The following is an 18,580-nucleotide window of genomic DNA, read 5'->3' as shown; positions in this document are numbered from 1 at the left end:
GTTACGAGTTCACCTTGCTTGAAGTTAGTCCGTAAACTTCTTCAGTCACTTTGGTGATTACATCAGCTGGAATGAGGAACCTGGCTGAGGCAGAATCACTTTGCACTTCATCGACAATACATTGAAGCACATTAGACTCAAGGTTAAATTCAGCAAAGGTATCCGGCAATCCGATTTGCTGCCGCAGATTACGAATGAATTCGATTACCCTCGTCAAGCATTCTTGAGGATCAGACGACAGGTTTTCAATTCCCAACGCTTCGGCAAACCGCTTAATTTTCGGTAAATATAAAGAAGGCAGGGCAACCATCATGTTAGGCAAGAGCACCGCATTGGCCAGGCCGTGCGGAATTCTAAACTTGGCTCCAAATACATGTGCCATGTTATGCACCGGCACTCCATTGTTACCAAAACCGAATGCCGTTATCGCCATTGCGCTTGCCATCAGCATATTCCCTCTGGCTTCAAGGTTGGATCCCTCCTTGACTGCGATGGGCAGATTCTCTGCAATTAAATGGGTAGAATACAAGGCGTAAGAATCCGTAAATGGAGTAGCTGTTGTTGAAAAATAGCCTTCTATCGCATGTGTCAAGGCATCCATTCCCGTAAAGGCCGTTATCTTCGGGGGCAATCCCACTGTCAGCTCAGGATCCAAGATGGCCATGTCCGCATTAAGATATGGAGTTCTAATCACAAGTTTCATGCCTAGTTTTTCATTATAAATGACTGCCATTGGCGAAACTTCCGCACCAGTTCCTGCTGTAGTAGGAATTGCCACATGCGGGATGCCCGTCGGTTGGGCTTCTGGCGGAAATTCTCTGATGCTGGAATGGAGAACTTTCTCCGTATCGTCATACCCTTTGTGCAGCATCCACTTGATGCCCTTTACAGCATCGAGAACGCTTCCACCTCCAAGAGCAATCAAAGCGTCCGCCTGATGCTCTCGGAAAAACCGAACAGCCTTGGTGACGTTTTCCGCTTTGGCATCCTGTTCGATCTCATCAAAGACACCAACAAGCTCTACGTGCTCCTCTATGCCTTTAAACAGATCAATGATTTGGGCAGCAACGCCTGCCTGGACTAATCCCTTATCCGTAAACAGGATGACCCGCTTTCCGCCTAATCCCTGAATCATTTGCGGGAGTAAACTTCTTGCCCCCGCTCCGCTAGATATGGATGTTCTTAAATGAAGTTCAGAAAAAGAATTATTCATTTCCATCGCCTGCTTTCTGAAAATTAAGGTTCATTCGAATAGAAATGACTTTTATCATTCCTACACTTCGTGGCTATTTCTCTAGATGTAACCGCTCGCAACACTAATAATAGTTTAACTTTTCTGATTAACATATCCCCTAAAATTAAGGGGTACTTCTCCATGAAAAGTTATCTTCTCCTCCTAAATGATCCATAGATTAGTCAGCCCTAGAGTTTTATTCGATCGTTCACGATATTTGTAATCAGAATAACTTTTGTTATAATAGGAATATTTAAAATATTTAAACTTAGCATATGGAGGGGACAGTCATGCTAGATATAGCAATAAAAAAGCAAATTCAATCCATTTCATCAGTTCCTGCACATCACGAAAAGCAAATCCTTGCCGTTCGTGGATTTATGGATCTTTTTCAATTTTCCCGTGTGGGTCTCTATTTCTATTCGACGTTAAGCAAAATCGGTGAAGGCATATTACGAATCGATAAACAAGGAGTATCTTCCTTGCAGGAGTGGAGAGAAGATGTTCGAAACATGCCACCCATCTATTCGGCCATTCAAGAAAGGAAGCCCAAACATGTCGATTCGCAATCGATTCACCAACTACCTATAAAATATACCAATGGCATCACTACTGAAATTCTAGTAGTTCCCATTAGCTATAGCTCACACGTAGTTGGCTATGCCTGTATGGGGAGTACAGATTCCTTTACCGTTAGAGATAACCTTCTTCACTCTTTAGGTGTATATGGGCAACATTTAGGGCAAATATTTGGGGAAGACGACTACCCTGGAAACTCCAAAAGACTTAGCAGGAGGGAAATTGAAGTATTGCAGAAAATGTCTTGGGGTGAAAGCACGAAGGTAATGGCTGTATCCCTTGGTATTAGCGAATTTACCGTTCAAGATTATGTACGATCCGCCATTCGAAAACTCGAGGTGTTCAATCGAGTGCAAGGAGTAGCCGAAGCCTTGCGCAGAGGAATTATCCAATAAAAACACCTTATCTTGCAATCAGTTGCCTCATTTTACTAGCAACTGGCTGTTATCACTCTGTATAAGTAATCTAGGCATAACTTTTTAATTCTATTTACTTCCTTTGAATAATGAATTTCATTCCTATACTTCGATAATTCTTTTCCTCACTTTGATTTTTAAAAATGGAACAGTCAGCCCTTTTATCAATACATTAAACGGATGTAAAATATTGGGTTCTGGTGCAAAGATGATTTCAAAAAAACATAGGACATGAATTTCCTGCTAACTTACGGATTATGATGCGATGCCAAACAGTTTATCAATGAATTCTTTTCGATTTTGGACAGAATTATCCTGTAAAACGAGTTGACTTTTTCACCATATTCATAGCTTCTATTCTAGAAATATGGACGTTGCTGTGCGAAAAGATTTCAATCTTAACATCGACCGAACTCGCTTTTTAATAAACCGATGATCTTGTGTCTACGATATTATTGAGATATTTCACTTGTCTCATTTGGATGCCAGAACCGTTTTTCATACTGTCGTCTAAACGCTTATTAAAATCCTTGATTCACAACTGTCTTTTTAGTTTACTTTCAACCAATCTAATAAAATAAGGGATCTTATCAAAAGTAAAACCTTTGGAATTGGTGATTCCAAAGGTTTTTTTAGTGTTTTCTTTTCAGTAACGAGTTTATTAAACTTTATATTTTTAATCAACATTATAGTGAGAATCTCAAACAACTCTTGCTACATAAGAATAATGAGTATTTAGCTATTTTGGATGAAGGTTATTATATATATTCTAACGAGGTTTATTTTAAAATAATTAAAATCTTTATTATGGTTCTATCGACAATAGCTCGGGTAACTCCAACATTTCACATAACCCCGGCTAAAAAATAAATGGGAAATCAACTCTTTTTTTTATTTTATTCAATCATCTAATATGTTAATATGCTCTCATCCTAATGGTCAAAAATATACCCCCCTTTAATTTCCATTTATTGATGTGCATCTTTTCCAGCTACAAACAAAGTCTCCGATATGTAGAAGATAATGGAACTTATTATAATCCTAATTTCTTAATCGCATGCACAGGGGATGAACAATAAAAGCCTTCTCTAGCTATATGACTCAGATTTCTATCTTCAACAAAAACAGATTGGTTCTACATAATCATTGGACCATAGGTTATAGCTTCCAAATCGGTAGAGGACCCTCAAAATGCTTCAAGGTAAGTGATCCTGCTGATTTTATCTACTTTGTTGTCCACCTACGAAAAAGGGTGAGATAGCAAGCCTTCGACCAGAACGCTAGAATGTGTTCGACATCCATCAAATAACCCCAATACTAGCGTTCCATTCCCTTTTGTCTTTTCCTCTTGTTTTTATTCTTCTGTTCAAGTTCATCTTCTCTCCATTTTCGATCAGCTTCACGGATGGCACTCTCAAGAATAGAAAAGAAATCAGAACCATCATAAGACAAGAAACTTGAATTATGATTAGTTTTCGGACCGAAAGTGGTGGAACGCTCAAGTTCGGAGTCCTCTTCTTTACCAAACGACTGGACATCAAATGCACTTTGAAGTTGATTCATTCGTTCTTGGCCAATTTCGTCAGAATATCGCATACACTCATAATAGAACATATGTTTATAAGATTGATTATCCGTTTGGAAATCTGGATACTTCTTATTTAAGAGCTCAATAGATTGATTTCGTTTATATGAGTCAATATGACCGTTACTAATTTGATAAAAAAAGGAAATAATTTCAATTTGTTCTTCTTTAGAGTATTTTCTTGGTGGGTTTGAAAAATCCTCAGGCGTAATGTCTTTCCCATAATACTCTTCTGCCATGACAAAGAACTCCTTTTGTTCAATCGATAAATAATTACGTCCAACCCAATTAGGATACATAGCTTGAAGTCGGTGGTCATAAAGTAGACCCAACAGGCCTAATGATTTGTTCAAATTCTCTTTTTGTTTTAATAAAAACTGCATTTGACTTAACTCTTTTTCAGAAGCATTTTTGATTGTTGATCCATCAGCAAAATTGACCCCATTTTTCAAACGCAAATTCTCGAACTGCCTTTCTGCACTTTGTATTTCTTTTTGTATGGAAAGAACAAACTGTGGTCTATTGTTCAGTAAAACATATAAGTCCTTTTCGATTTGCTTTTTCTCTAAATAGGTAAAAACTTTTTCAATTTCATGGCTACTTAACCTTTTATTCTGCGTGACCGTTGTTTCAACAACCTCAATTTTTTGTTCTTTAGAATGATCCTCAATATTAAAATTCGGATAATACTTTTCTAAAAACCTATTGGCCTCATTTTCCAAAATATTTTCAGCTTGATCTAACATGTCTGTTTCTCTTTCAATCCGGTTCATTTTTTTAAATGTATCAACGGAATCCTGACTAAACTCTAGTCGCGCATGCCATTTGGCTAACTGGCTCCTTCTAATGTTAATGTTTTCGTAATTGACAAAAAGTCGTAAGGATTTGGCTGACTCACGTAGTTGTTTTTTCTCTAAAGGAGTGAAGCGGCGAACAAACATCTCTGTTCTTTCTTTTATCTGTTTTTCTTTCTTCACTTCTGACAGTTCGATGACGATTTTGTTGTACTCTTTACGCTCCATATTTATTCGAATTCTTTCAGATCCTTTTCCTTCATTTTGCAGCTGCCTTGCAACAACTCCTTCATGAATGGTCGGGAGTGTTTCAAGCCCTTGATCTTTATTCGATAAATGTGTGATCCTTTCTGGAAAACCATTTTTCTCTAAGAATTGATTTGCATAAATCGCCCACTGCTCTCTCCAGTAAACAAGCTTTTCTTTGGTATTCCAATCGGTTGTATGTATGGCTTTTATTTGTTGTTTTCCATTCATGATTTCTTTAATCTTCACTTGTTTATTTCCCCATGTTCCCTCTTCATTAAAAGGACGAATGGTTAACATGATATGAAAGTGTGGATTTTCTTCATCATCTCTATGGATCGCTAAATCTGCAACCATGCCATCCTTCACAAAAACCTCATTACAAAATTTAATGGCTAATTGTTCTTGCTCTTCATGAGATAGTTCCTTTGGTAAGGCTACATTCATTTCACGGGCAAGTTGTGCATTCCATTGTCTTTCTACTTTCTCCACTTCATTCCATAATTGCTGACGATCATATACCCATTTAGGTGCATGACTGGGCGCAAGAATATGAGTAATGGGTTCCACTTGTCTTTTATAAAACTTGGACTCATTAGTTCTTTCATCTACCAATTTATCACCAGAACGATATGCAGCTGCAGCAATGGTATTTTGTTGCTTTTTTCTTGAAATAATCTGATTTGAGAAATGATAGATGGCCACGGTTCAAGCACCCCACTTTCTTTTCATAACATGAGCGAAGCGAATTTTTCAGACGCTTCACGAAATTGGTTTCTTCTAAGAAGGAGCCAATGCACAATACCACTTTAGTGGTATATAAGTGCGCCCTTGATTTAATCTTCGGGATCATTCTATCACTTTCCATATTCTAGGACAAGTGTTACAATTAGGAAAAATATCCATGAGGGGTGCTTGTGTTGGTAAAACAGAATACGAAAGAACAAATTTTAGGTATTGAAGAGCAAATCAAAAGATTGAAGGAAAAACAGAAAAGGATATTGAACAACACTCAAAGGGAGATTGGGAAATATCTAATGGATTCATGGGAAGTGGAAGATGTGAATGAAGCAAAGGAATTAATTGATTCATTTAATCATCAAGTGAAATCATTAAGTGAAGCCTCTTCTTCAAAAGTGGATGATGAGCAAGAGAAGAATTTCCCACAAAATCCACCTAAAGGGTAATTCATATGCCTAATGAAGAATTACAAAAAATGAAGGACAGAATAAAGGTTCTGGAGGAAAAGAAGAGGGTTTTAGAACATAAAGTTTCAAACGAAGCCAGAAAAGAACGAACGCGAAGGCTGATTCAAAAAGGAGCACTTTTGGAAAAGTACTTAGAAGAAGAAAGTATGTCCCTCAAGGACACTGAAAACTTACTAAAAGTATTAGCTAATTTTAAAAATAAAAATAAAGAATATGTAATTCGACAGATAAAAAGTTTAGATGAAGAAGTCCATTAAAAATAATAAGATAAAGCCATTCTTGAACGCCCCATAAATTAACCACACATAAACAGTTTCGCTATTTTCTTCATTTCAATTTTCATAATAGAGGTATCATTTTTTATCCTTTTAGTTTTTTTATACTTAGTATGAATTATTTAGTTCTTATCAGTAATGGTATTATTTTGTCTTTAAAATAATTAATTATCATGAATGAAAAAACCAAAATTAGATCAAGTAAAATGAACACGATCATAGATTGTTTCGCTTCAAAAAAAAGGCAAACACATATTAGCCATGACTAATATGTGTTTGCCTTTTTACATCGATTTTAGGTGGTAATTCTTGATAAGAATATGCAGCTCTCCTTGAACCTTTTATTCTCTTTGTCTTTTAATATCTTCTGGTTTTCAGAACGTTCTATGGTGCCGATAGCCCAAAATGTGACTAAATGAAGCAGTTTTAGGGTTAACCTTACAGGTAGTGGTTATCAATCGATATTAATGCAGAGGCACACGTACTTTTGTTTTAAAAAAGGGATCCCTACTGGCTATTCAAAATCTAGACTTGTCCTTATCTTACTCTGTTTCGGGTAGGACATGCCCCCTCTTACCTTCTTAATCCAACGGTGTAGTAGTAAAACAAACAGACGAATTTTCTTTCTTTTTTTCACTATCCCTCTTTATTGAAAGTTCCATGGCTTCAAATAACAAAATAAACTAAACCACACCAAACTAGTCTAATCTAGGTTAGACTAGTTTGGTTTTTTAAAAACCAGACCAGACTAATCTAGGTTAATTATTCCTTAATCAACCTCAGAATTTTTGCACTAAACCATATTTGACCAAATGGCATTTTAACCAGCAGACGTCCATATACTATTTAAAAAGGAGGAAGGAAAATGGTGTATAGACCTACCGTAAGATACCCGGACGTTTATAAAAATTATATTGAGAATGTGTATAAAGCGACCGATCTAGACCGTAATCAAATTATCCGTTTGGCCTTATTTGTTGCCGCACATTCAAACGAGTATAAAAGTATCCTTCGAAAACATAAAATTGCTGACGTCCCTCTCCCCTGCCCGGATTGGGGGCGGGATGAAGATGGTTGCTGGACAGATCAAAACTATATTACAAAACAGAATCAAGCCCCATACAAACTCACTGAACAGGGTGGAATTAAGATTATTTTAGGCTAATTATTTCTTTTTAGATTCATTTGTGCTCTTTACGTAATGTAGCGTGGATGCCTTATTAGCAAGCTTTTCAGCCAGTTCTTTTGAAATATCTTTACTCATTTCGTATCACCTCACTTAAAAAAAGCCTTGCCACAATCCCTAGTAAATATACCTCCCTCCACTCTTGGCATAGCGTAACGATGTAACCAACTGACCAACCAACCCAAAGAAAAAGACGATTCTGAAAGGGGAAAACCAAATGGGAAAGGTTAAACATTTGAATCCGGTTCTCTCTTCTTCTAATAAAAAAACGAACGAACCACAAAAAAGAAAAGTTCGTTCGGATAAGCTTCATGACATAAAAATCCCGGTGGACGAACCCATGGACATGATTTTAAGACGGGAATCCCGTCGATACTGGAATGGCTCCAAAACAGCATTTGGCACGGAAATACTGTTGTTTGGTCTTGAACAGGTGCTCGTATACCCTGACGTCACCTATACAGACCAGCCTTACACGGTTCATTGCAAAGTAGATCATGAAACGTATCAAAAGATAGGTGATTATGCGGCCGGTTGGAAATGCAGCGTTCGAAAAGCAGCCCATCGGATATTTATAGAAGCATACAAAAAAAGGCAACTAGGGGGCGTAACCGATGGGGAAATATAGCCAAGCCAATCTTATAGATGAAGAACTATCTTTAATTGGATCAACAAACTTTATCGGGAAGCTACTCCATAAAGTAAATAAATCTTCAACCATCTTACTGAATATAGACGTCCCCTTGAATTTATTTCTAAGAGCAGAAGTTTTCTGTGAAGATATTCAAGACCTATCAGACCTGCATTTCGAACAAAACGACTTGATGAATCTTTTATATAATGACTTTTTACTGTTTGCGAAAAAGAATCCAGACTCAAATGCCATATTCCGATTGCTCACCTCATTGGATAAGTATGCTGGTAAAGATTCAAGACTTGAAAAGTATGGGGAATCTGCTTTTAAATTAATCCATAAAGAAAAGAACCAAGAAATAAAAACGTTGAATTTACGCATGAGAAGGAAATACGCCTTACGTGGAGAGATTTTGCTTGCCGATATGGAGGAAGTTCAGCCAGAACATGGCTACACACTAGAAAAGGTATTTGAGCTTCTTTATATAGACTTTATTGATAAATTTCGAAAAGGTGATCATGCGGGTGTCATAGAAAATATCCTGCGCCTGCTTGATGATGAAACCGAATAGAATATATGAAAGGCTAAGGAACACATTGAAGGGGAAAGTCCATTAATCTCAGACTAAATTTCAAAATATGAACCTATGCATTCACAATGCAATTTGCATAGGTAATGAACTTGTATAAGTTTCTCCAAGCTCATTACCTATGCTTTTCGGTGTTCAGCACTATCCCCCTTTGTTAACCAATAACTTCTCTTCTATTTCATATCAACGGACTATTGATCCAACAATATTTGCATCAATAATCACCCCAAATTTATCGGATATCGAATTGGCTTACTGGCTTACACAGGAGACAAGTCCTATCTATGGTTAGTATTTGTAGCAACATTTGACTGACCGTTGGCTAGTTACCTTTTCGGTCTGCAACTTTTCACAGTTTGTTGCAGATATGTAACATTAGCCCTTTGAGGGAATAGTATATTTCGAGCAAGGCAACTTAGTCACCAATAGCACTTTCACCAGCGATCCTTGCTCTCTGCTTCAATCACAAAAATTATAATGGCCTCAATCTTTATTGCTTGTTCAATAAACTATAAACGTTCTTTTGTTTCTTGTATAAAAGCATTTAAAATCCCATGGAACACACATTTCAACACAAACATTCATCACCATTTTATTCCACATGAAAAATAACTGATCGTTCATACACCCTTCATGATTTATGTCGGTGCAAATTAAGATGTATTTATCTTTATTTATTGAGATGATGCTCCGCATGATATGTTAGGAAAAACTTCAAAAAAAATAAGCACCGTTTAGATGCTTATTGCATTTAACCACTCTTTCATCTTTTCTAAGCTGACTGTATACGGGCGTTTAATTAGATTCCTTTCATACCTGGACAAGGTACTATGGGAGATTCCCATTTCCTTAGCTGCCTCTAAAATGCTTAATCCCCGATCCGTTCTTTCCTTATTTATCGTTTCAGGAGAAACCTGCTTTTCTTCAACCATCTCCTTGGTTGCACTAGACTCCCTGTCCGTCATCCCCTTCAACATCGTTAGAAAATTCTCTGTGTCATAGTCCTGATCCTCAATCAATAATAAGTCCTGGTCATCTCCCATTCCCGTGATTTCAGTAGGTGGGATGATTTGGACACGTGCCTTCAACCAGGTGTTTGCGAACCAATTTCTCTCCTGCTCAATTTGCTTCTCAAGGGTTGTTTCCTTATAGCTCCACCCTTTAATGATTCCATCCTGCTGCAGGGTGTCCAATATTTCCTCAAATTGTTCCCTGATCCTTGAACCATATCGCGGATTCACGTCCAAATCCATGACTTTTAAAAGCCCTTTGTCTCCCCCAATATGATAAGCCCTGAGATAGTCTGCACTCTTCTGGCGAATCCTCCACTGCCAGGACAGATACCTGGATAACCGTTTATGGTACTTTTGCTTAATTGGATGGTATTCTAGAGTCTTTAATGCAAGCAGCCCACTGCTCCTTTGGGAACCGTATAAGAAGTTTGCAAGCAATTCCCCTGGACGAATGCTGCATTCATAAATACCAATCGGATTATCCCCTCGATAGGCTACCGTCACGCTATCCACCAAAAACAAGGGATTAAACTGGACTTGTCCAATTTCCTCAAAATCTCCCTGATCCTCATTAATGAACCTCAAATTCTCTTTTTCAATTCTTATCCATATCGTTGTGAGAGCGGCCAACCTTTTCATGATATCGTCACGTTCTTTTTTTCTATAAGACATTTGATAGCCGTCTAAATCTTCTTTCCGACCTTGCAATCTCCTTAGATTCAAAGCATCATCCGTATGGAAATGAATCATTTGGTCCTTATGAGTAGCCTGTTGCATCCAAAGAATCGAGACAATATCAAAAATATCTGCGGTTAAGTCATCCATCGACGTGATGGCTTGAGAGGTGAGATTTTTCCATTGTTCGATGGCTACATTTGATTTCATCATCAGATAATCATTTTCTGCCCTCACTTGAGCCGTCGCTTCTAAAGCCCTCTCCGCAATCTTTGCAGTAGGAATCTCGGTCGCAATGTCGAATTCATTTTTACTGATGGTCTCCCTTAATTTATGAAATAATAAGGCCGAACCGGACTCGGCAAAATTTTGATTCAACAAGGCATTTATCACTTCCCTGTTGTTAGACTTTGGGGAAGGTGCTGAATTCTCTTCTCCTATAATCTGTATGTATGGAAGGACAAAATTTCTAATTTCTTCTATGTAATCATCAACCCATTGTTCCATATCCTCGAATTTCAATCCATAATCTTTCACCAAGCTATCCAAAATCACAAAAAATGCTTTTAATGTTTGGCTAGGCTGGTAATCATCTTGACCTGACATAAGATGGTTGATATCCATATTCCAATCGACAAAGAGTTGAGGATAATCTGGAAAAATCGTTTTCATGACATTCAAAAATTTCGTTTGCAGGGGTTGTAACATTATTCTTTAACCCGCCCTTCTTTTGTCGACTCTATGTCCTCAAATGAGTACTGTTGGATGTAATCTTGAAAAACAACGGTTTCCAAAATACCCAAATCGTGCAGAAAGCTAACGGACTCAAAAGAAAGGAACTGAACGATCGGATTTTTTTCTAGGATGGCATTTTTCAACTGTTGGATGTCCTTTTCCTGATAAAGGATATAATTTCCCATCTGTTCTTTGATGTCGTTAGGGGAATAGATAGTATCTTTGAGAGGTTGATTATGCAAACATTCATAGACCATCTCATCTTTTATATAATAAGTCCTGACACCAAAATCTTTCCCAACCTTATAAAATTCGATTTGTTTTCGAAACCATATGGGACCACTGTATAATTGGACCACAGGTTTAGGAAGCACACCACGCAGCTGATAGGTGGAAACCTTTCTCCGATCCCATCCGAGAATTTCCCCCACCTCTTTAACTCCTACTAAAAAATCCATATGTGTTCCCCTTCTAATCTAGTAATATGATAATTATGAGTGAGCATTGTTGCTTTTGTCAACACATGAGTTAAACGTGCAACTTTTTTAATTTTGACGTTTGCTTTCACAATGTGCACATAACACTTCTTCTCTGTTCACTTGCGATATTTTCCCTTTTAACTCACGAAGCGCATCTTTTCCACAAAGGGGGATGATTTCTCCCCTTTTGCAAGTTTGGTACCCCTTGACCTATTGGCTGCCTTCTAACCTTCCTGCCGATTGGAAGGTTAGAAGGCTTCCGCTGTCTTACGATTCGGGAGGCAAATGGGGAAAATAAATCAAAAAAGCAGCCGGATGGCTACTCTCCATAAAATTGCAACTTATCTTTTATTTGACGCTTCCTCTCACAATGTGCACAAGCCTTTTAATAATCTTCTTTTAAAATATAGGTTCTTTACCAAAGTCCTTGCATAAAGTAATCTCCTTCTGGTCAAATAAAAAGGGAAATGACGTTTCCTTTCACACGTATTGTGCAACTTTTACGCTTTTAGTTCGATTACAAACGGCTTTTTTTATTAGAACGTTGATATACCAGTGGTTATCTCAACCCTCTTAATGATTAAAGAATGACGTTTCCTTTCACAACATGCACACCATTATATGGGATTGCAACTTTTCCTTCATTGGACGTTTGCTCTCACAATGTGCACAAAGATAAGGGTATGCAAGTTTATCTTCCATTAACAACATCCCATAAGCTCGACGCCTTCTTGCACATCTCACTCATAAGCTGTGCAACTTTTTCTTGTTTGACGTTTCCTTTCACAATGTGCACAATTCCCTGTTTTTAATCTGTGATTTTTTAAAACATTTTGATCAACCAACCTTTTACACCCCTAAATCACCAACAATATTTCAGCAAAAATTAGGAGCCCACACAAAACAGTGCCTAAATTTATCTCTTTTTGTTCTAAAATGAAGAAAAATGACGTTTGCTCTCACACAAACTTGCACACATTTCTGTGCAAGTTTTTTTATTCTTGTCCATTTATGGATGGACTATTTTATGAAAACATTGAAATATCAACGTTTATCCTAATTTGCTTATCCATGAATTCATGACGTTTCCTTTCACAACATGCACAAACCGTGTGAAAAAATGACGTTTCCTTTCACACAAAAATATTTAGAGTTTTTTTCAATCCCTTGCGCCCCAAGGGATGAGCACACGTTGTGCAACTTTGAAAATCCCTTAATAAAGGACACCATTTCCTGTTTTTCCATTCTGCTATAATTCAAACTAGAAAATTAGACGAGAGGAGGGCCTAAAATGAAAGAATCCAGAATAAGAATCGATGGTTTTAGAATGCATCACGCCATCTTAAAAGAATTCCATTTTCTTCGTGATCAGTCATTTGAGCGCCCTCCTGCCTCTGCCTATGTCGTATATATGACCATGTTAAACCAATTACAAGTAGAACAAAACCAACGAGGCATGCTTAAGGAATATAATCTTTCTTACTGGGCAAAGAAACTTGGAATCTCTTATTCTACCCTTTGGGGAGGAAAAAGATTTTTAGAAGATCATCATTTTGTAAAAGAGGAAATCCATGAAGGGTTACCTGTTATCGTGTTAAAAGATGTTGATAAGTATAATACACCTGAACTTAATGGTGTATCTCTCAACTACCTAATCATACCGCACGCCCTTTTTGAAACGAATATTTTAGCAGAATTCGTACGTACCTCGAACCCTGAAGGTATCGAACTTCTCTTATCCTTACTTAACCAGTTCCGGACTGGTCTGTCTTTCAGCAAGACAGGTGAAATGGAGAAAATAAAACAAGAACGGACAATGAAGACACTTAAACTTCAACTAAACAAAAATGCAAAAGGGGTTCGTAAAACTTTAAGCGTTTTAGAAGCTCTTTTTTCCATCGAATTCACAGGGATAGAGATTCGTGGCAAGCAAATATGGATTAAAAAAGCCTCCTTTTCATTGAAGCCGGAATGTGTCGAAGAAAACACGGATGAATTCAATGTCAACTCACTCATGGCGAAACTATCAAAAGAGCTCACCTACTTCTTTGATGGACATCAAATTAAATTTAAACCAAGAGACCAAATCGATGTCATGATTTCCTTTAAGCAGGAAGTAATGAATAAACTGAACTATCTTATGGATGAGGACTATGAAAGCTTCACCATACGTGATCGATTCATGAAAACCTTCTTTTTACAAACAATGGATCAGATAGGAATTCATATACATACAGAAAAACAACGAAAAGGTTCTTTCCATTTCTACTCGATTGGCGCCTTTTTCAGAATGGCCTTTAGAAAGTATCTCCCTGGGGCCTTAAAAAAGATTCCTTATGAATTAATCCATGAAGCCAAAATCAGAGAGTACACCAAAACCGGCCAAGCACCAGAGCTACACGGTGTAATTTAATAGCTTAACCCAGCCTTGTGAAAAAATAAGACATTCACAGGGCTATTCGAATATACGCAAAAAAAATATTGAAGTATTCCCTTATAACAAAAGTCTTTCCTTCCCTCTTCTGTCACGAATTCTGGCAGAATTTTCGAGAAGGATTATTTTTTTACGCTTAATAGATTCCGAATGTAGACTTGTGAAATAGTGGATATTAAAAATACCCTCCTGTGAATATGTAAATAGTTAAAAAAAAGTCCTGTGTATATGTGACTTCATTTACATTCTATATGTGGGAAAGTGGAAACTCTGTTTAAACGACTCTTAGAAATGGCTAGAAACCTTGTCCCTCAAGGGATATACCTAACAATAGAAAAATGCCTATTACTTCTGTTTCTTTTATTAAATCTGTTTTCTCTTATTAAATATGCCTTTTTATTAAATTTGTTTATTTACGAAATAAATCACTTCAAACAGAATTTAAAATAATAGATTATTAAGAATAATGTACTCGCAGTAAAACAATGTGCCTTTCAAAAATTATATATTGAAAACTAATGAAATATTAATCACCCACATTAGTTAGATTAAGGTTCATTTTTTATAAATTTTATACAGTCAACAGAAGAAACCTCCAATTAGTTGGGGCGAGCTTAAAACGACAGCTATGAAAATTCAGCAAATGAGCAGCATTATATAAAACCTTTCAGGAAATCGCTTTTCACCAAAAATTCTGCAAGTATTACCTTAAAAAAGAAAATAATTTGTAAAAAAATTAGACCACCCAAGACGGTGGCCTAAACTTATATCTTTTTCCTGCAATCAACGTATTTAATTAAGGGGCAAGGCCCCCCTTTCCCCTTTTACTTGCTATAAAGCTCTAGAGAGCTCATTGAGAAGCTCTAGACCATCATTGATCTTCATAAAGCAAAAGGACACTCTTATTCCTAATTTGAATCTAAATGTTAAATATCCATCTTCCAGAAAGCGTACTACATATAAAAGTTTGGGAGGTTCCAATTTCCCACCTTATCCCATAGACCAAAAATAAATAAATAATAAATAATAAACATTAATCTTCCATAGTTTGTTCTAATACTTCCCTTTCATTTGTTAGAAGTGCTGTTTCAGATTTTAACCTTTTTTCTAAAGCAAGTGATTCTTCTTCCATTTGACTAATCTTCTGCCTTATTGCATTAATTTCTTCAATGAGTTCCACTTCTATATGGTCAGCTTTGATATCCCTTTCATCCACTAGTATGTCAGATTCTATATTCAGAGTATCTTCTGTACTTTTTTTTGCAAAGAAAGAGAAAAAGCCTGTATTTTTCTTTTGCTCCAAACTTTTTCGTAACACATTAGCTGCTTGTCGATCCATTTTTCGATTTAACCGATGATTTTTAATCTTTTCTTCTATAACTTCAATTTGTCTTTGTCTATCAGCTATTCCAGTTCTCCTTCTCAGCAACTCCACTTCAATTAGATTGATTGTGTTTTGTAGCGTGAAGGTTCTCATCATTACATTCTGCCTTCTATCAAATTCCGAGAATAATTGATCTAAGGTATCCTCATTATATTTACTCCCTTTTGCTTTTCCGCCATTTTGTTGAGGAATCGACTTTAGCGATAACTTAACTTGAATATCGGAAATCGTTTCTCCCCTCTCAATTGACAGTAAAGTCATATGGATTTTAAAAACAGTGAGAAATGGCAATCGCTTCTTTCTACCTTCTACATAAATCTCTAAGTATCCCTCTAGCATCCTAACGTAATACCTTAACGTCGAATTAGCGATATTAAAGATCTTATCGGAACAATCGGTGGTTGAATACATGGCATTCGGATCCAACTCTAGTATATCTTCTTTAAATAGTTTGGCACTGTATTCCTTATCAAGTACCAACGAAGTGAATAAAGCATCGTCACGAAGTGCTTCTGTAATGAAATCCTTATTTGCCTGAACTCTGTTTGTCACGATAACCCTCCTCTTAACGCTAGTTTAACTATAGCTTATTTTTATCTACCTATCGCTAAGCGTCAATTTATCTGTATCTATAGTTTACCTACTAGATAAAGACTAATCAACTAGGTTTGTTTGCTTTACTAGAAATAATGAACGAATTCGACCAATTTTAATCTAGACTAGATTAAACTGGAAGTACAATAATAACCAATCTAGTCTAATCTAGTTTAGATTTTTAATGAGTTTCTTCTACATTTCGTGCGTTAAATGACCGATAACATTAATTTAGCGGTAGAATGCAACAATAAGGAAATTATTATCTTTAATTTGTGGATGGTTATCTCATTAATAATCTAATCTAATCTAGTTTAATGTGGTTTATATGAAGTGAATTCTCCTACAATCTCCAACGTTAAATGACCGATAACGTTAATTTGACGATAAGTAGCGATAACGCGGAATGGATTAGCGATAAATTGCGATTAATTCTCTCGTGATTAAAAGAATTAAATGACCGATAATGTCAAATTACCGTCAAATATATAGTTAAAACAAACCGACTGAGCAAAAAGGTGTGTGTTAAGCGGCGGGATATCGCTAGTTTAACGATATTAAATCAGCGCTGAAATATCGTTAACGTCAATTTAGCGCTAGTTTTTCATTGACTTTAACAGGGAATCTCTATATATTGGATAGTAAGTAGACTAAACTAGATTAGTCCGAAGGAGGAAGACCATGACAAAACTTGATTTTTTATTTAAAGAGGATTATTTAATTGCAGGAGTGGATAGCGGGAACATTTCTAATAAAATTACGTATATCGATCAAAATGGAAATGTTGTTTCATTAAATATCGCGAGTATTATCGGGGAAAACGCGGAAACGACTGCCGAAGATATGCCAGATGAAAGCGCAGATAAATCTTTTCCTGATGATATGATCCTTCATTTACATATTAAAAGTAAAGCCTTACCAAAGAATAGAACAAATGCTTATTATACAGTAGGGGAATATGCTCAAATTTCAACGAATGACAAAAATAATTTAAGAGAAACCAGCAGTGATGCAAGAGATAAATTAGGGAATGAAATCCATGTTGTAACAACTTTAGCGGGATTAGCCTTAGCTGCTTGGAAATCGGGTAAGACCAATAAGGTAGACGTTCCATTGAGTTTTGGGCTTCCAATAGAAGAGGCCAAACAGGCGTCTTCGGAAAAAATCAACTTATATATGGGTGAGCATGAAATTACAGCAATAAAAGGGCCTTATAAAGGCAAAACCATAACCATTAACATTACGGATGTTCAGCTTAATGTAGAAGGCGTAACGAGCTACTTAGCATTGGCCTTTGATTTAGTGGATGGGGAAGTGGTGGAAACTGAATTTTCATCACAAATCCATGATGAGTTTGCCATAGCTGATTTGGGAGCTGGTACATTGGATTTAGCTCTTTATGATGAAAATGGTTTAAACTCAACTAAATCTACAAACCATCTGATAGGTACAAATAAATATATTGATTTAATCATGAAAGAAGCAGCTGAACTAAAGGAATTCGACAGCATAAGGGCTCGTTTTGAAAGGGTGAATAAAACTCCTAAGATTTCGTTTACACGTGAAGAATTCATGAGGAAGTTCATCAAGCCGGAAATCGATAAAATGGTTAAAAAACCTAAATATTCTCCTGTCTTTAAAGCGACATGGCAGTCCAAAACAGCAGATATCACCAAGATTGTAGAAAAATATACAAAACAATATGCCGAAGAAGTGAAAGATAAAGTCATCCGGTATTTTGTTGATACAAACGTTGGGCAAATGATTATCGTCGGGGGAGGGCTTCTCTTCGCTTATCAATACCTAGCGGAACTTAAAGATGAAGATTGTTTATTTCCTCCGAATATCGATCAAGCCAGTTTCTTTACAAGTAAGGCATATCTCTTGAAAAATATTATTGCTGAAATTGAAAAGCAATCAATTGAAGCATAAAAATTCAAGAGTGGGAGCAGCATCTTCTTTTAGTTGTGATACAAGGTGGTGGTAACGTTGTCCAATAGAAAAATCACTCCAGGTAGGGGAATTCAATATACCCCAAAAACCTCGATAAAATGGGCTAATGAATTTAATGAGTTGGTAGACAGCTTTAAAAGCAGAAATGAACTTATTAGCGCGCTTATTGAAGATGGATTAAAGGTTCGGAATGGATCTTATAAAGAACAAGGTATTTACCTTCCACTAGACACCTTTGCGAATGATCAATTAGCACTTTTGAAAACGGAGGAAGGGCAAAGGATTCTTTATAATATCGTTTCTTTAATTGTAGGGAATCCCGAAGGGACGGCGCTTGCCCAGCAAATGGTGCAGCCGGTAACCCAGAAAAGTAAGCCAGCTTCCTCACCAATCGTTCCATCTGAAGCGCCTGTGAATCATGAAGAAGATGCTAAGGAAGGTAAGGGTCAATCAAACGAAGCCCTTTCTAAACTATTGAAGTTGGGGAAGATGACCAATTTAAAGGGATAAAACACTTTTAAAAATAGAGCTCAGATATATGTAAGAGGCTGATTCAAAAGGTCGTTG

The 18,580-nt window shown here is 36.7% G+C and carries 14 protein-coding genes and 1 pseudogene; 9 read left to right on the top strand and 6 right to left on the bottom strand.

Features of this window, described 5'->3' with window-relative positions:
- Position 1 precedes the first annotated feature (1 nt).
- Positions 2 to 1,219, bottom strand: a complete 1,218-nt coding sequence (locus V3595_RS20455) for an iron-containing alcohol dehydrogenase (protein ID WP_485909116.1) — start codon at positions 1,217 to 1,219, stop codon at positions 2 to 4.
- Positions 1,220 to 1,524: 305 nt separating this feature from the next.
- On the opposite strand from V3595_RS20455, the gene V3595_RS20450 reads away from it, so the two are divergent.
- Entirely contained in the window at positions 1,525 to 2,208 is a 684-nt protein-coding gene (locus V3595_RS20450; protein WP_485909114.1) for a LuxR C-terminal-related transcriptional regulator, read from the top strand.
- A 276-nt stretch (positions 2,209 to 2,484) separates the two neighbouring features.
- Here the strand turns inward: V3595_RS20450 and V3595_RS20445 are convergent.
- Positions 2,485 to 2,716 (bottom strand): annotated as a pseudogene (locus V3595_RS20445) (DDE-type integrase/transposase/recombinase); the annotation flags it as partial.
- Between the two features lie 830 nt (positions 2,717 to 3,546).
- Positions 3,547 to 5,559 carry a MobQ family relaxase gene (gene mobQ, locus V3595_RS20440; protein WP_485909112.1) on the bottom strand — a complete coding sequence of 671 codons (2,013 nt, stop codon included), beginning with the start codon at positions 5,557 to 5,559 and terminating at the stop codon, positions 3,547 to 3,549.
- A 215-nt stretch (positions 5,560 to 5,774) separates the two neighbouring features.
- Here mobQ and V3595_RS20435 point away from each other — a divergent pair, with 215 nt between their 5' ends.
- The 5 genes from V3595_RS20435 to V3595_RS20415 all read left to right on the top strand — a co-directional run bounded on the left by V3595_RS20435 (position 5,775) and on the right by V3595_RS20415 (position 8,728).
- Positions 5,775 to 6,041 carry a hypothetical protein gene (locus V3595_RS20435; protein WP_485909111.1) on the top strand — a complete coding sequence of 89 codons (267 nt, stop codon included), beginning with the start codon at positions 5,775 to 5,777 and terminating at the stop codon, positions 6,039 to 6,041.
- A gap of 5 nt (positions 6,042 to 6,046) precedes the next feature.
- A complete protein-coding gene (locus V3595_RS20430; RefSeq protein WP_318285181.1) occupies positions 6,047 to 6,319 on the top strand; it encodes a DUF3847 domain-containing protein in 273 nt (90 codons plus the stop codon).
- Between the two features lie 883 nt (positions 6,320 to 7,202).
- Positions 7,203 to 7,502 (top strand): hypothetical protein, encoded by a 300-nt coding sequence (locus tag V3595_RS20425; protein WP_207117955.1) that lies wholly within the window; start codon positions 7,203 to 7,205, stop codon positions 7,500 to 7,502.
- Between the two features lie 238 nt (positions 7,503 to 7,740).
- The gene (locus V3595_RS20420; RefSeq protein WP_485909108.1) at positions 7,741 to 8,151 is read left to right on the top strand and encodes a hypothetical protein; all 411 of its coding nucleotides are present in this window, start codon (positions 7,741 to 7,743) and stop codon (positions 8,149 to 8,151) included.
- Positions 8,138 to 8,728 (top strand): hypothetical protein, encoded by a 591-nt coding sequence (locus tag V3595_RS20415; protein ID WP_161922982.1) that lies wholly within the window; start codon positions 8,138 to 8,140, stop codon positions 8,726 to 8,728. Before V3595_RS20420 ends, V3595_RS20415 begins: the two co-directional genes overlap by 14 nt.
- Positions 8,729 to 9,480: 752 nt before the next feature.
- Here the strand turns inward: V3595_RS20415 and V3595_RS20410 are convergent.
- Positions 9,481 to 11,142 (bottom strand): helix-turn-helix domain-containing protein, encoded by a 1,662-nt coding sequence (locus V3595_RS20410; RefSeq protein ID WP_485909105.1) that lies wholly within the window; start codon positions 11,140 to 11,142, stop codon positions 9,481 to 9,483.
- Positions 11,142 to 11,627: a hypothetical protein gene (locus V3595_RS20405; RefSeq protein WP_477577277.1), complete on the bottom strand. Its 486-nt coding sequence runs from the start codon at positions 11,625 to 11,627 to the stop codon at positions 11,142 to 11,144. The genes V3595_RS20410 and V3595_RS20405 overlap by 1 nt, the downstream gene beginning before the upstream one ends.
- Positions 11,628 to 12,939: 1,312 nt before the next feature.
- On the opposite strand from V3595_RS20405, the gene V3595_RS20400 reads away from it, so the two are divergent.
- Positions 12,940 to 14,061, top strand: a complete 1,122-nt coding sequence (locus tag V3595_RS20400) for a hypothetical protein (protein ID WP_289348084.1) — start codon at positions 12,940 to 12,942, stop codon at positions 14,059 to 14,061.
- Positions 14,062 to 15,115: 1,054 nt separating this feature from the next.
- Here the strand turns inward: V3595_RS20400 and V3595_RS20395 are convergent.
- Positions 15,116 to 16,018, bottom strand: coding sequence for a hypothetical protein (locus V3595_RS20395; protein WP_137017307.1), 903 nt, complete (start codon positions 16,016 to 16,018; stop codon positions 15,116 to 15,118).
- A 723-nt stretch (positions 16,019 to 16,741) separates the two neighbouring features.
- Between V3595_RS20395 and V3595_RS20390 the strand changes: the two genes are divergently transcribed.
- Together V3595_RS20390 and V3595_RS20385 are read left to right on the top strand one after the other, a co-directional pair.
- Positions 16,742 to 17,992 (top strand): ParM/StbA family protein, encoded by a 1,251-nt coding sequence (locus V3595_RS20390; RefSeq protein WP_063596936.1) that lies wholly within the window; start codon positions 16,742 to 16,744, stop codon positions 17,990 to 17,992.
- 57 nt (positions 17,993 to 18,049) lie between these two features.
- Entirely contained in the window at positions 18,050 to 18,523 is a 474-nt protein-coding gene (locus V3595_RS20385; RefSeq protein ID WP_137017306.1) for a hypothetical protein, read from the top strand.
- Positions 18,524 to 18,580: the final 57 nt, after the last annotated feature.

The sequence above is a fragment of the Bacillus sp. CFBP9009 genome (assembly GCF_036541465.1).
Lineage (GTDB): Bacteria > Bacillota > Bacilli > Bacillales > DSM-1321 > Peribacillus.
Note: the sequence above shows the minus strand (reverse complement) of the source record. Positions and strands in the feature narration are given on the sequence as shown.

Excerpts from the sequence above, each read along its gene's own strand:
- V3595_RS20400 (WP_289348084.1), top strand. The coding sequence starts at position 12,940 with ATGAAAGAATCCAGAATAAGAATCGATGGTTTTAGAATGCATCACGCC.
- V3595_RS20430 (WP_318285181.1), top strand. The coding sequence starts at position 6,047 with ATGCCTAATGAAGAATTACAAAAAATGAAGGACAGAATAAAGGTTCTG.
- V3595_RS20455 (WP_485909116.1), bottom strand. The coding sequence starts at position 1,219 with ATGGAAATGAATAATTCTTTTTCTGAACTTCATTTAAGAACATCCATA.
- V3595_RS20425 (WP_207117955.1), top strand. The coding sequence starts at position 7,203 with ATGGTGTATAGACCTACCGTAAGATACCCGGACGTTTATAAAAATTAT.
- V3595_RS20405 (WP_477577277.1), bottom strand. The coding sequence starts at position 11,627 with ATGGATTTTTTAGTAGGAGTTAAAGAGGTGGGGGAAATTCTCGGATGG.
- V3595_RS20390 (WP_063596936.1), top strand. The coding sequence starts at position 16,742 with ATGACAAAACTTGATTTTTTATTTAAAGAGGATTATTTAATTGCAGGA.
- V3595_RS20410 (WP_485909105.1), bottom strand. The coding sequence starts at position 11,142 with ATGTTACAACCCCTGCAAACGAAATTTTTGAATGTCATGAAAACGATT.
- V3595_RS20450 (WP_485909114.1), top strand. The coding sequence starts at position 1,525 with ATGCTAGATATAGCAATAAAAAAGCAAATTCAATCCATTTCATCAGTT.
- V3595_RS20415 (WP_161922982.1), top strand. The coding sequence starts at position 8,138 with ATGGGGAAATATAGCCAAGCCAATCTTATAGATGAAGAACTATCTTTA.
- V3595_RS20420 (WP_485909108.1), top strand. The coding sequence starts at position 7,741 with ATGGGAAAGGTTAAACATTTGAATCCGGTTCTCTCTTCTTCTAATAAA.